Annotated in this window: 10 protein-coding genes; 2 read left to right on the forward strand and 8 right to left on the reverse strand. The window is 68.5% G+C overall.

The features are described from left to right. Positions 1 to 2 precede the first annotated feature (2 nt). The 8 genes from ACH4TL_RS03285 to ACH4TL_RS03320 all read right to left on the reverse strand — a co-directional run bounded on the left by ACH4TL_RS03285 (position 3) and on the right by ACH4TL_RS03320 (position 12,379). Entirely contained in the window at positions 3 to 1,634 is a 1,632-nt protein-coding gene (locus ACH4TL_RS03285; RefSeq protein ID WP_398312942.1) for an ABC transporter substrate-binding protein, read from the reverse strand. Between the two features lie 331 nt (positions 1,635 to 1,965). Then, positions 1,966 to 3,129: an ABC transporter ATP-binding protein gene (locus ACH4TL_RS03290; protein ID WP_398312940.1), complete on the reverse strand. Its 1,164-nt coding sequence runs from the start codon at positions 3,127 to 3,129 to the stop codon at positions 1,966 to 1,968. Beyond that, the gene (locus ACH4TL_RS03295; protein WP_398312937.1) at positions 3,122 to 4,177 is read right to left on the reverse strand and encodes an ABC transporter ATP-binding protein; all 1,056 of its coding nucleotides are present in this window, start codon (positions 4,175 to 4,177) and stop codon (positions 3,122 to 3,124) included. The genes ACH4TL_RS03290 and ACH4TL_RS03295 overlap by 8 nt, the downstream gene beginning before the upstream one ends. A gap of 11 nt (positions 4,178 to 4,188) precedes the next feature. Continuing rightward, positions 4,189 to 5,133, reverse strand: coding sequence for an ABC transporter permease (locus ACH4TL_RS03300; RefSeq protein ID WP_398312934.1), 945 nt, complete (start codon positions 5,131 to 5,133; stop codon positions 4,189 to 4,191). Beyond that, positions 5,126 to 6,052 (reverse strand): ABC transporter permease, encoded by a 927-nt coding sequence (locus tag ACH4TL_RS03305; RefSeq protein ID WP_398312931.1) that lies wholly within the window; start codon positions 6,050 to 6,052, stop codon positions 5,126 to 5,128. Before ACH4TL_RS03305 ends, ACH4TL_RS03300 begins: the two co-directional genes overlap by 8 nt. A 90-nt stretch (positions 6,053 to 6,142) precedes the next feature. Next, a complete protein-coding gene (locus tag ACH4TL_RS03310; RefSeq protein ID WP_398312928.1) occupies positions 6,143 to 7,771 on the reverse strand; it encodes an ABC transporter substrate-binding protein in 1,629 nt (542 codons plus the stop codon). A gap of 580 nt (positions 7,772 to 8,351) precedes the next feature. Next, positions 8,352 to 10,217: a translational GTPase TypA gene (gene typA, locus ACH4TL_RS03315; RefSeq protein ID WP_398312925.1), complete on the reverse strand. Its 1,866-nt coding sequence runs from the start codon at positions 10,215 to 10,217 to the stop codon at positions 8,352 to 8,354. Between the two features lie 173 nt (positions 10,218 to 10,390). Beyond that, on the reverse strand, positions 10,391 to 12,379 hold the full coding sequence (locus tag ACH4TL_RS03320) for an ABC transporter family substrate-binding protein (protein ID WP_398312922.1): 1,989 nt from the start codon (positions 12,377 to 12,379) through the stop codon (positions 10,391 to 10,393). Between the two features lie 297 nt (positions 12,380 to 12,676). Here ACH4TL_RS03320 and ACH4TL_RS03325 point away from each other — a divergent pair, with 297 nt between their 5' ends. Further along, on the forward strand, positions 12,677 to 12,964 hold the full coding sequence (locus ACH4TL_RS03325) for a hypothetical protein (protein ID WP_398294429.1): 288 nt from the start codon (positions 12,677 to 12,679) through the stop codon (positions 12,962 to 12,964). 81 nt (positions 12,965 to 13,045) lie between these two features. Next, a complete protein-coding gene (locus ACH4TL_RS03330; RefSeq protein WP_398312919.1) occupies positions 13,046 to 13,891 on the forward strand; it encodes a hypothetical protein in 846 nt (281 codons plus the stop codon). Positions 13,892 to 13,904 lie beyond the last annotated feature (13 nt).

Genomic DNA, 13,904 nt, shown 5'->3' on the forward strand with positions numbered 1-13,904 from the left:
GCTCAGCCGACCCTGATCTGGTGGTAGACGGGCACGCTGAACTGGTTCAGCGCCACATCGCTGAGCCGGGAGGCATAGCCCGCGCTGCCGTTCTGGTACCACAGCGGGATGGCGGGCATCTGCCGGGCGAGGATCTTCTCGGCGTCCTGGAAGGCGGTGATGGTCTTCGTGTCGGCGGGCGCCGCGTTGGCCTGGTTCACCAGCCGGTCGAAGCCGGTGTCGCTCCAGTGGCCGTCGTTGGAGGAGGCGTCCGTGTAGTACAGCGGCTGGAGGAAGTTCTGGATCAGCGGATAGTCCATCTGCCAGCCCGCCCGGAACGGGCCGGTCATCCGCTTCCCGGCCATCTTGTTGCGGTAGTCGGCGAAGGTGCCGACCGGCTTGCCGACGCACGCCCGGTCGCTGCGCAGCACGTTGTTGACGCTGTTGCAGACGGCGTCGACCCAGTCCTTGTGGGAGCCGGTGTCCGCGTTGTACGTGATGGTCATCCGGCCGCCGGGCAGCCCTCCGCCCTCCCGGATCAGCTTCCGCGCCCGCTCCGGATCGTAGGCGCAGGCGTCCCCGCACAGCCCCGGCTGATAGCCGCCCTGGCGGCGCAGCACCGGGGAGGTCCAGTCGGTGGCGGGGGTGCGGGTGCCGCGGAAGATCCGGTCGGTGATCTGCGCGCGGTTGATCGCCATGGAGATGCCGCGGCGCAGCTTCGCCTTCGCGGGCCCGCTCCACGCCCGGTCGTACATGGGGAAGGTGAGGGTCTGGATGATCCCGGCGGGCTGGTTGATGTAGCGGTTGCCGAGGTCGGAGCGGACGAACTTCAGCTGCTGGGCCGGGACGTCGTCCACCAGATCGAGATTGCCCGCCTGGAGATCGGTGTAGGCGGTGTTGCTGTCGGTGTAGACGCGGAGGTCGACGCCTTTGTTACGGGCCTTGTCGGGGCCCTGATAGCCGTCCCAGGCACGCAGCTTCATGACCGAGCCCTTGTCGTACGACCGCACCTGGTACGGGCCGTTGCCGACGGGCTTCCTCAGCCACGCCTCGTGGTCGGTGAAGAACGCCCGGGGCAGCGGCGCGTAGGCGTTGTAGCCGAGCGTCTTGGGCCAGGAGGAGAACTTCTGGGTGAGCCGGACGGTGAAGGTCCGCTCCCCCGTCACGCGCAGCCCGGAGAGGGTGCGCGCGGTGGGGCGGCCGGTGGCGGGGTGGACCTTGTCGTATCCCTCGATGTACTCGAAGAAGTAGGCGTTGCGCTGCTTGTTGTCGAGCAGGGCGCCGTAGTTCCAGGCGTCGGTGAAGGACTTCGCGGTGACCTTCTCGCCATTGCCGAACCGCCGCCCCTTCTTGATGGTGACGGTGTACGTGCGCTGGTCGTCGGTGGTGATCCGGTCGGCGAGCGCGTCCTTGGCCTCACCGGTCGCCGGGTCGTACCGCTTGAGCCCCCGGAAGATCATGTCCAGGACCTTGCCGCCCTGGACGTCATTGGTGTTGGCGGGCTCCAGCGGGTTCGGCGGATCGCCCCAGGAGGAACGGACGATGCCGTCGGCCGAGTCGGAGCCACCGCCGCAGCCCGCGACGGCCGGGACGGCGGCCACGCAGAGGGCGCACAGCACGCACCGCATCCGCATGACGCACTGGGCTCCGCGCATGGCGCCTCCCGAGGACCCGGTCCAAGATCCGCCTTAGGCCCTCATCACACACCGGGTCCCGGCGGCGCGCACGCCGGTGACCGCTGTCCGTGGCAGCGGCCCGGTGGCACGCGGAAACGCACCAGGAAAACGCCGTTGGTAAAGCGCGAGCCGAGCGGTACGTCCCGCGCTCGGCAAGCGCTTTCTATGCCACTGTGGCCTATCGTTCCCCGCGTTTCAAGCGTCTGTTCGGAATCTTTAATCGATTCAAAACATCGGGTCGGCGGGCCGAACGGGAAACGCCGAAGGGCGCCCGGCCAGTGGCCGGGCGCCCTTCGGCGAGCAGTGCCCGTTACGCGTGCACCACGTCCTTCTCCTCGGCGAAGTGGCACGCCGACTCGTGCGCCGCGAGCGAGTCCGTCCCGGCGAAGCGCTCCGGGATGGCGAGCAGCGGCACCTCCTTGGCGCACTTGTCCTCGGCCTTCCAGCAGCGGGTGCGGAAGCGGCAGCCGGAGGGCGGGTTGGCCGGGGAGGGGACATCGCCGGTGAGGATGATCCGCTCCCGGCCCTCCCGCGACTCCGGGTCGGGCACCGGCACGGCGGACAGCAGGGCCTGGGTGTACGGATGCGTCGGGTGGTCGTAGATCTCGGCGTCGGTGCCGATCTCGGCCATCTTCCCCAGGTACATCACGCCGACCCGGTCGGAGATGTGGCGGACGATGGACAGGTCGTGGGCGATGAAGATGTAGGACAGGTTGAACTCGTCCTGGAGCTTCTCCATCAGGTTGATGACCTGCGCCTGCACCGACACGTCCAGCGCCGAGACCGGCTCGTCGCAGATGATGATCTCCGGGTTGAGCGCGAGGCCGCGGGCGATGCCGATGCGCTGGCGCTGGCCGCCGGAGAACTGGTGCGGATAGCGGTTGATGTACTCGGGGTTGAGGCCGACGACGTCCAGCAGCTCCTGGACCTTGCGCCGCCGGTCGCCCTTGGGCGCGGCCTCGGGGTGGATCTCGTACGGCTCGCCGATGATGTCGCCCACCGTCATGCGGGGGTTGAGCGAGGTGTACGGGTCCTGGAACACCATCTGGATGTTGCGGCGGACGGCCCGCAGGGCGCGGCCCGACAGCTTGGTGATGTCCTGGCCCTTGTAGAACACCTCGCCCGCGGTGGCGGTCTCCAGGGTCATCAGCAGCTTGGCGACGGTGGACTTGCCGCAGCCGGACTCGCCGACGATGCCGAGCGTCTCGCCCTGGTAGAGGTCGAAGGAGACGCCGTCGACCGCCTTGACCGCGCCGACCTGCTTCTTGAACAGGATGCCCTGGGTCAGCGGGAAGTGCTTGACCAGGTTGCGCACCTGGAGGATCGGCTCCCCGCGGTCGACATGTGCGTCGAGGGCGGCCACGGCCTCGTCCTCGTTCGCGGCGTCGACCGTCGTCACCTCGGAGACGTTGGGAGTGACGTCGGCGGCTTCGGAGGCGTCCGTGGCCTTGTCGTTCTTCTCCATATCAGCCATGGATCGTCTCCTTCCAGAAGTGGCACGCACTGCCGCGGCCCGGCAGCGCGGTGCCGTCCTGCTCGGTGACCTCGGCCAGCGGCGGGACCTCGGTGGTGCAGATGTCCTGGGCCTTCGGGCAGCGCGGGTTGAAGGCACAACCGGTGGGGATCTTGAGCAGGTTGGGCGGCAGCCCCTTGATCGCGTACAGCTCCTGGCCCTTGTGGTCCAGCCGCGGAATGGAGTCGAGCAGTCCCTTGGTGTACGGGTGGGCGGGACGCTTGTACAGCTCGTGCACGGGGGCGGTCTCCACGATCCGGCCCGCGTACATCACCGCGATCTTGTCGGCGACGTCCGCGACCACGCCCAGGTCATGGGTGATCAGGATCAGGCCCATGTTGTACTCGCGCTGCAACTCCGCGAGCAGGTCCATCACCTGGGCCTGGACGGTCACGTCGAGCGCGGTGGTCGGCTCGTCCGCGATGATCAGGTCCGGCTCCAGGGCCAGCGCCATGGCGATCATGATGCGCTGGCGCATACCGCCGGAGAACTGGTGCGGGTAGTCGCCCACCCGCTCCTTGGCGGCCGGGATGCGGACCCGCTCCATCAGCTCGATGGCCTTGGCCTTGGCGTCCTTCTTGGACAGCCCCTGGTGGACCCGGAACATCTCGCCGAGCTGGTAGCCGACGGAGAGCACCGGGTTCAGCGCGGACAGCGCGTCCTGGAAGATCATGGCGATCCTGCGGCCACGGATCTTGCGCCGCTCCTCCGCGGGCATGGTGAGCATGTCCTCGCCGCGGAAGAGGATCTGGCCCTGGGGGATCTTGCCGGGCGGCATGTCCAGGATGCCCATGATGGCCTGCGCGGTCACGGACTTGCCGGAGCCGGACTCGCCGAGCACGGCGAGCGTCTCGCCCGCGCTGACGGAGTAGTTGACGCCGTTGACGGCCTTGGCGACACCGTCCCGGGTGTGGAACTCCACGTGCAGATCGCGGACTTCCAGCAGCGGGCCGCCGTCGTCCTCGACGCGCGCGGAGGGCTCCGCGCCGGTCTTCTCGATGGTGGTCACGTACGCCTCCCTCAGCGCAGCTTGGGGTCGAAGGCGTCGCGCACCGCGTCGCCGAGCAGGATGAACGACAGCACCGTCAGGCTCAGGAAGGTGGCCGGGACGAGCAGCACGTGCGGAGCGTCCCGCAGTACGTTCTGCGCGTCCGAGATGTCCACGCCCCAGGAGACCGTCGACTGGAGGCCGATGCCCAGGTAGGACAGGGTCGCCTCGGCGGAGACGAAGCCACCGAGCGCGATGGTCGCCACGACGATCACCGGGGCGAGGGTGTTCGGCAGGATGTGCCGGAGCAGGATGCGGCCGGTGCCCGCGCCGAGCGCCCGGGCCGCCGTCACGAAGTCGGCCTGCTTCTGGGTGATGACCGCGCCGCGCATCACACGGGCGAGCGGCATCCAGCCGAACGTGGCCAGGGCGAGCACCACGGTCCAGATCGTGCGGTGGGTGAACGCCTGGAGCAGCACCATGCCGCCCAGCAGCAGCGGGATGCCGAAGAAGATGTCGGTGAGCCGGGAGAGCAGGGTGTCGAGGAAGCCGCCGAAGTATCCCGCGAACATGCCGATCACACCGCCGACGAGGGTGACCCCGAGGGTCACGCAGAAGCCGATGATGACCGAGGCGCGGGCACCGTAGATCGTCCGGGCGTAGACGCTCTGGCCCTGGCCGTTGTAGCCGAACCAGTCCGGCTGGAAGAAGTGCCCCCACTCCGGCTTGCCGAGGTAGTGGTTGCGCAGATCGGCGTGGCCCGGGTCGGTGCTGGTGAACAGGCTGGGCACGGCCGCCATCAGAAGGAAGAGCACGAGCAGCACGGCGGAGACCCAGAAGATGGGGTTGCTGCGCAGTTCGCGCCAGGCGTCCTGGCCCAGGCTGCGCGCCTTGGTGATCTCACTGCCGCCCGGCAGGGGCGCTTCGGCTGCCGCCGATACGGGGCCGGCCTCGGGAGCCTGAGTTGGATTAAGCATAGCGAATCCTCGGGTCCAGGACTGCGTACAACAGGTCGACGACCAGGCTGCTCACCAGGTAGACGAGCACGAGCACGGTCACGATGCCGACGACGGTGGGACCCTCACTGGTCTGGATGGCCCGGAAGAGGGTGTTGCCCACGCCCTGGATGTTGAAGATGCCCTCGGTGACGATCGCGCCGCCCATCAGGGTGCCGAGGTCGGTGCCGAGGAACGTGACGACAGGGATGAGCGAGTTGCGCATCAGATGGACGCCGATGATCCGGCGCCGCGGCAGGCCCTTGGCGAGCGCGGTGCGCATGTAGTCGGCGCGCAGGTTCTCCACCACGGTGGTCCGGGTCAGCCGGGACACATAGGCGAGCGAGAGCGCCCCCAGCACCATGGCCGGGGCGAACAGCTGGCCGATGTCCATGGAGTCCTGGACGGTCGGGGTGATGACCTTCCATTTGAGGCCGAACAGGAACACGGTGACGAAGCCGATCACGAACACCGGGATCGAGGTCACGATCAGGGTGAACACCAGCACGAACCGGTCCAGGAACTTTCCCCGCATCAGGCCCGTCACCACGCCGAGGGTCACACCGATGACGATCTCGATGCCGAAGGCGAGCAGCGCGAGCCGGATGGTGACCGGGAAGGCGTCGGCCATCAGGTCGGCGACCGGGCGGCCGGTGAAGCTCTGCCCGAAGTCGCCCTTGAACAGCCCGGTGATGTAGTCCCAGTACTGGGTCATCAGGGGCTTGTCGAGGCCGAATTGATGGCGCAGTCTCTCGACCGTGGCGGGGTCGGATGCCCGCGGGCCGAAGAGCGCTTTGACGGGATCGCCGGGCAGCGAATACACCATCAGAAAGATGAGCAGTGTGGTCCCGATGAAGACCGGGATCATCTGGAGCAGTCGCCTCGCGACGTAGCGCCCCATGGGTGTCCTCCTGTCGCCGACGCACCCGGTGACCGCCCGTCGTCAAGGGGACGGGCGGTCACTGGATGTGCGTCACTGCAAGCCGTACGACTACTTCTTGACCTCGACGTCGGTCCAGATCGCCTGGCGGAACGTGTCGAACTTGACGTTCTGGACGTTCTTGGAGTGACCGCCGTTGGTGTGGTCGAAGAAGAGCGGGATGGAGGGCATCGTGTCCTTGAGCTTCGCCTCGGCCTGGGCGTAGAGCTTGTTGGACTCCTCGATGGTCTTGGCCGAGTCGGCCTGCTCCATCAGCTTGTCGAGCTTCTTGTCGCTGAAGCCGGAGTCATTGGCGCCCGCGCCGGTGCGGTACTGCTCCGAGATGAAGTTGGAGATGTTCGGGAAGTCCTGGACCCAGGCCATCCGGAACGCGCTCTTCATCTTCTTGTCGGTGATCTCGGTGCGCAGCTGCTGGAAGGTCGCGCGCGGCTCGGCCTCGCACGGGACGCCGGCGTTCTGCTTGATGTCGTTGCAGACCGCCTCGGCCCACTCCTTGTTACCGCCGTCGGCGTTGTAGGAGATGGACATCTTGCCGCCGGGGACGCCGCCGCCCTCCTTGATGAACTGCTTCGCCTTCTTCGGGTCGAACTTGCAGTACTCACCACAGGCGTTGGGCTGGTAGCCGTCGACGACCTTCGGGGTCCAGCCGTCGGCCGGGTCCTTCGAGCCCTTCAGGGCGGTCTTGGTGATGGTGTCGCGGTCGATCGCCATGGACAGACCCTGGCGGACCTTGGCCTTCTCCGGCTTCGCCCAGTCCTTGTCGTACATCGGGAAGGCGATGGTGGTGTTGCCGCCGAACATCTGGTCGGCCGAGCGGTCGCCCAGGTCGGTCTTGTAGACGTTGATCGACGACGGCGGGACCTGGTACATGATGTCCAGCTTGTCGGAGACCAGGTCGTTGTAGGCGCTCTCGTCCTTGTTGTAGAACTTGAAGACGATGCCGCCGTTCTTGGGCTTGTCCACACCCTGGTAGCCGGCGTACTTCTTCACCTTGAACTGGACCTTGTGCTCCCACTTGCCGTCGACCTCGTAGGGGCCGTTGCCGATGGGGGCCTCGCCGAACTTCTTCGGGTCCTTGTAGAAGGCCTTGGGCAGCGGGAAGAAGGCGTCGTAGAAGAGCCGGTCCTTGAAGGTGGAGACCGGGTGCGACAGGTCGATGGTGAACTCGTTGTCGTTCACGACCTTCAGGCCCGACATCTTGTCGGCCTTCGGGTCACCCTTCTCCGGGTGGACCTCGTCGAAGCCCTTGATGTCGGCGAACCAGGAGGCGTTCAGCTGCGCGTTCTTGGCGTTGGCACCCCAGTTCCACGCGTCCACGAAGGAGCTGGCCGTCACCGGCTCGCCGTTGTGGAACTTCCAGCCCTTCTTCAGCTTCACGGTGAAGTGCTGGTTGTCCGACGAGTCGACGCTCTGGGCGACCTGGTTGCGCAGGTTGCCCTTGACGTCGTAGTCGACCAGGCCCCGGAAGAGGTTCTTCAGGATGTAGCCGCCGCCGACCTCGTTGGTGTTGGTCGGGATCAGCGGGTTCTGCGGCTCGACATCCTGATAGGTGTACACACCGTTCGGATTGACGGCCGCATTGTCGTCGTCACCGCTGTCACTGCCGCCACCACAAGCGGTCGCGGCCAGTGCCACAACCGCGGCCATCGCGACCCACTTGGCGCTCTGGGCACCACGCATGGGTTTGCCTCCTCCGGAGTCCTCTGCTGCTACGAGAGGGGTGTCCGGGTATGCGCTGACACCCCTGACAGCGAAAGGGACCGGACCCCCCAGATGTGCTCGTAGGCCCCCGCTCCCCACAGCGTGCGACCCGTTGACCCGAGCTCAATGGACCCCATGATTGAGCACGCCAGCCCCGTAAACCACACCTTATGGGTCTCGCTTTGGTCACATCATCTACGCGCGGAGCTTCGAAATCCGGACAAAACTGCCGCAGACAGACACACGCGAAACGGACTGTTAACACATCATGCGGAGCGCTGGCACCGATATCCGGACGCCACTCGCCGGATAACCGCTTGACGGGCAGCTTCCTGACACGACAGCAGCCCGGGCCCCGCTCAGGAAGCGGAAGCCCGGGCTGCCGGGGGCGTATCGAGGCGCGAGTGAGCCAAAGGGGCGCGCCGGTGTCGAAAGGGAGACGCGCGCAGGGAGCGAGGAACGAGCGACCGAGCACGTCGACCGTCGACACCGGCTTTGCGCCCCGGCGGGGGCACCTCCCAGCGGTAGCTGGGGGCGAACCGAGCCTGAAAAGGGAACGTCAGCGCTTGGCGCGCGACGCGGCGCGGCCGCGCTCCTTCTGGTCCAGTACGACCTTGCGGATGCGGACCGTCTCCGGGGTGACCTCGACGCACTCGTCGTCGCGGCAGAACTCCAGGGACTGCTCCAGCGACAGCAGCCGCGGCGGCACCAGGGACTCGGTCACGTCCGCGGTCGAGGACCGCATGTTGGTGAGCTTCTTCTCCTTGGTGATGTTCACGTCCATGTCGTCGGCGCGCGAGTTCTCGCCGACGATCATGCCCTCGTACACCTCGGTGCCGGGCGAGGTGAACAGCACGCCGCGCTCCTGGAGGTTGGTCATCGCGAACGCGGTCACCGCGCCGGAGCGGTCGGCGACCAGGGAGCCGCTGTTTCGGGTGCGCAGCTCGCCGAACCAGGGCTCGTGGCCCTCGAAGATGGAGTGCGCGATACCGGTGCCGCGGGTCTGGGTCAGGAACTCGGTGCGGAAGCCGATGAGGCCGCGGGACGGCACGATCCACTCCATGCGGATCCAGCCGGAGCCGTGGTTGGTCATGGTCTCCATGCGCCCCTTGCGGGTCGCCATCAGCTGGGTGATGGCGCCGAGGTGCTCCTCCGGCGCGTCGATGGTCAGGCGCTCGATCGGCTCGTGGAGCTTGCCGTCGACCTCCTTGGTGACGACCTCGGGCTTGCCGACGGTCAGCTCGAAGCCCTCCCGGCGCATCGTCTCGACCAGGATCGCCAGCGCCAGCTCACCGCGGCCCTGCACCTCCCAGGCGTCGGGGCGCTCGGTCGGCAGCACGCGCAGCGAGACGTTGCCGATCAGCTCCTTCTCGAGGCGGTCCTTGACCAGCCGGGCGGTGACCTTGTGGCCCTTGCCGCCCTTGCCGACCAGCGGCGAGGTGTTGGTGCCGATGGTCATCGAGATCGCGGGCTCGTCGACGGTGATCAGCGGGAGCGCGATCGGGTTCTCCGGGTCGGCCAGGGTCTCGCCGATCATGATGTCGGGGATACCGGCGACCGCGCAGATGTCCCCGGGCCCGGCCACCTCGGCGGGCTTGCGGGTCAGCGCCTCGGTCATCATCAGCTCGGTGATGCGGACGTTGGAGATCGAGCCGTCACGCTTGATCCACGCGACGGTCTGGCCCTTCTTCAGCTCGCCCTGCTCGACGCGGAGCAGCGCGATGCGGCCGAGGAAGTTGTCCGCGTCCAGGTTGGTGACATGAGCCTGGAGCGGGGCGGCCGCGTCGTACTCCGGCGCCGGGACGGTCTCCAGCAGGGTGACGAAGAACGGCCAGAGGCTGTCGCTGTCGGCCGGGACGGTGCCGTCCTCCGGCTTGGTCAGCGAGGCGATGCCGTCCCGCGCGCAGGCGTAGACGATCGGGAACTCGATCTGCTCCTCGGTCGCGTCCAGGTCCAGGAACAGGTCGTACGTCTCGTTGACGACGTCGTCGATCCGGGAGTCCGGGCGGTCCGTCTTGTTGATGCACAGGATGACCGGCAGCTTGGCCTGGAGCGCCTTGCGCAGCACGAAGCGGGTCTGCGGCAGCGGGCCCTCGGAGGCGTCGACCAGCAGCACCACGGCGTCGACCATGGACAGGCCGCGCTCGACCTCGCCGCCGAAGTCGGCGTGGCCGGGGGTGTCGATGATGTTGATGGTGACAGGGTCGCTGCCGTCCGCCGGGTGGTACTTCACGGCGGTGTTCTTCGCGAGAATGGTGATGCCCTTCTCGCGCTCCAGGTCGTTGGAGTCCATCACCCGGTCGTCCACCTGCTGATGCGCGGCGAACGCACCGGCCTGCTTGAGCATGGCGTCGACGAGGGTCGTCTTGCCGTGGTCGACGTGGGCGACGATGGCGACGTTACGAATATCGTGGCGCGTGGGCATACGAGCGCGCTTCTCCCGGTTTCGTGGGTGGCAGCGCGCTCCTTCATCCGGCGCGCCTTTCCGCCGGGCTGCTTACGCCACGGCTCCACCCCATGGTAAGGGGACGGCGTGGGGACGGGTGCCGCCACCCGTCCCCACGCCGTCCCGGCACGCCCTCGCGGCCGCTTCGTGCCTTACTTGCGGAAGCCGATGTCCTGGTAGCGGGGGGTGGCGAAGCCGAACGCTCCGGCGTTGCTCACCGTCTTGCGGACCGCGACCAGCTGCGGGGGCTGGTAGAGCGGGATCGATCCGGCCGCCGCCCAGATCCGGGCGTCCGCCCGGCCGACCAGGGCGCGCGAGGCGCCGCCGTCCAGCTCGGAGAGCGCCTGGTCGAAGAGCTGGTCGATCTGGTCCGTACCGACCCGGGTGTAGTTCTGCTCGACCACCAGCGAGCCGTCCGCTGCGGGCTGCGGCTTGGCGTAGATCGGGCGGCCGTCGGTCGCCGGGTAGGCGGAGGCGGGCCAGGAGTAGAGGGCCAGGTCGTACTTGCCGTTGGCGATGTGGTCCTTGAAGAAGGCGTCGCTCTTCACCTTGGTGATCTCGGTCCGGACACCGATCTCCTCCAGCATCCGGCTGATGCGCGTCCCGACGGCGCGCACCGAGGCGTCGCCGGAGTCGGCCGGGACGACGAAGCGCAGCACCAGCGGGCGGCCCTTCTTCTGCACGACGGCCGGGTGGGAGCGCCCGGCCCTGCCCGCGTCGCCCGCGGCGGGCGAGGCGGGGCTCGGCTGCTGCCGTCCGCGGTCGTCCGTCTTGCCGTCGACCGACTTCTGGCGGGCGGACGAGCCGCCGGGGCGCCAGCCCGCGTCGGCGAGCAGGGACTGCGCGGCCTGCGCGTCGGGGCTGCCGAGGGCGCCGCTGTGGTCCTTGTACCCCTTCTGCTCGGACATCAGCAGATGGTTGCCGAGCGGCTCCGTGGGCAGCCCGAACGGCTTCAGCACCGACTTGGCGAGCGCCTGCCGGTCGATCGCGCGGGCCACCGCGCGGCGGACCCGCTCATCGGCGAGCGGGCCCTTGGTGCCGTTGATGGCGAGCTGGGTGTACGCGGGGTCCAGCGCCGTGCGCAGGCTGTAGCGGCGCAGCGCCACGGTCGTGGACCGCTCGGCCCCCTGGGCCTTCCCGCCCTCGGCGCGGTCCGGCTCGGTGCGGTCGCGCGTGGCGTCCGTGGCGCCCGTGGCGTCCGGCGCCTGGGTCTCCTGCTTGGGCGCGCCCGCCTTGCCCGAGGGGTGCAGCTTGGCCCCGGCGGCCCGCTTCCCTGCGGGCTCGGCGGCCTGGATGCGGCGCGCCGTCGACCGGTCGACCTCGGCCATGTCGACGCTCCCGTCGACCAGGGCGGCGGCCCGCTTGCCGGCCGGGACGGCGTCGAAGACCAGCCGGTTCAGCCGGGCCCGGTCGCCCCACCACCTGGGGTTCCGTACGAGGGTGACGGAGGTGTCCCCGACCTTGCGCACCATGAAGGGTCCTGAGCTGACGGCGAGCCCCTTGGCGGCCCCGGCGTTGAAGACGGCCGGGTTGCTCATCACGCTCTTCGGGTACAGCGGCGTGAACAGCGAACGCCAGTCGGTGTACGGCTTGGCGAAGGTGACCTTGACCTCGTGGGCCTTCTCGCCGGGCTGGATCCTGGCGATGCGGTCGTATCCGGCGTTGCGCGCGGTCCAGTACGCGTTCTCCGTACCGCGCAGCGCCTTCCACTGGGCGGAGAAGTCCTCCGCGCCGAGCGGGCGGCCGTCGCTCCACACCGCCTTGGGGTTGAGCCTGTAGACCACGACCTGCTTGGGCTCGCGCGAGACCACCTCGGCCGACTCCAGGTAGTCGGTGTTGAGCTGCGGGCGGCCGCGGGCGTCGAGGGTGTGCAGCGCGGGCAGCACGGCCCCGGCGATCCGCTCGGTGCCGTCGTCGGCGGAGGACTGGAAGGCGTTGAAGGTCGCGGGCCGGGCGTCGAGCGCCCAGCGCAGCGTGCCGCCGGGGGCGGTCTGGACACGGGAGGCCGGGGCGATGTCCCGGGCGGCGGGCGACGGCGGGCCGTCGTCGTCATCGCCCGAGCTGCACCCGGTGAGGACGGGCAGCGGCAGCAGCACTCCCGCGGCGAGCAGCATGGCGCAGCGTCGCTTGTCGATGGACATGGCTCGTGACCTCCGGGGTGTGCCGATATTGAGCGCATTTCGCACGTTTTGACGCCTGTCGCATATACTCCTTACTCAAAGCGACGGATCATGAGACAGCACCTCGGGACGGCCATGGAGGGGACAGGATCACCCGACCGGATCAATACGACCGGCGCGCACCCCGGCGCACGGCGGCGCGATCACGCCGGTGATCCCGCGAATCGCGGCAGATCCCTTCCCAACCAGGACTGTGACGCGTAACACTCGCTGTCGCATGAGCGCCGCCAACCGCAACCGCGGAAGTGAGGGCAAGTCATGTCCTTGAATGACGACTTGACGGCCGTCCAACGCTGTCTCGACGACCTGGTCCGCTCCGTCACCCGGCTGGAAGACCGGGTCGGCGCCGGCGGACTGGAGATACGCCGCGTCCGCACCGACGCGGACCATCTGCGCGAGAGTCTCGCCCTGCTGCGCGATACGGCCCCCGGCGCGGAGCGGCCGCGCCCCGAGATGGTCCCGGTCCCCGACGCGCCCTACAACAGCGCGCTGTGGTCCGACGTCGACGACGAGGGTCTCGGCGCGCGCGACCGTCACGCTCCATAACCAGGGGCCCGCCCGGCGCGTACCCGGTCCCACCGGTCCACGCCCGACCGTCCCCCACACCACTCCACAGCGGAGTTTCCCTTGGCCACTGGCACCGACCCCCAAGCCGCCACGCCCTCCGAGCGGGAAGCGGCTACCAGCGGCGTGCGCGACCCGTCCCGCGCCGCCATCCCCGCCCGCCATCTGCGGACCGACCGCTGGTGGCTGGCGCCCGCGGTCACCGCCGCCGGGCTGTTCGCGTTCATCGTGTACTCCACCTGGCGGGCCTTCGCCGGTGACGACTACTACGCCGAGCCGTACGTCTCCCCGTTCTACTCGCCGTGTATCGCGCAGAACTGCGTCCCCATGAAGGGCGGCGCGAACTGGGAGATCTTCGGCGCGTGGTGGGGCCTGTCCCCCGCCCTGCTGATCCTGATCTTCCCGCTCGGCTTCCGGCTGACCTGCTACTACTACCGCAAGGCGTACTACCGGGGCTTCTGGGCCTCACCCCCGGCCTGCGCGGTCGCCGAGCCGCGCGCCAACTACACCGGCGAGACCCGCTTCCCGCTCATCCTCCAGAACATCCACCGCTACTTCTTCTACTTCGCGGTGATCGTCGCGGGAATCCTCACCTATGACACCGTCCTCGCCTTCCGCGACGAGCACGGCCGGTGGGGCCACATGGGCCTCGGCACCCTGGTGCTGCTCGCCAACATCGCGCTGATCTGGGCGTACACCCTCTCCTGCCACTCCTGCCGGCACATCGTCGGCGGTCGGCTCAAGCACTTCTCCCGGCATCCGGTGCGCTACCGGCTCTGGGGCTGGGTCAGCTCGCTCAACGCGCGCCACATGCAGCTGGCCTGGGCGTCGCTGATCAGCGTCGCCGTCGCCGACTTCTATGTGTACCTGCTGGCGAGCGGCGCGTTCGACGACCCCCGGTTCTTCTAGGAGAGGTGCCTTC

The sequence above is a fragment of the Streptomyces sp. NPDC021115 genome, from assembly GCF_044333065.1.
Taxonomy (GTDB): domain Bacteria; phylum Actinomycetota; class Actinomycetes; order Streptomycetales; family Streptomycetaceae; genus Streptomyces.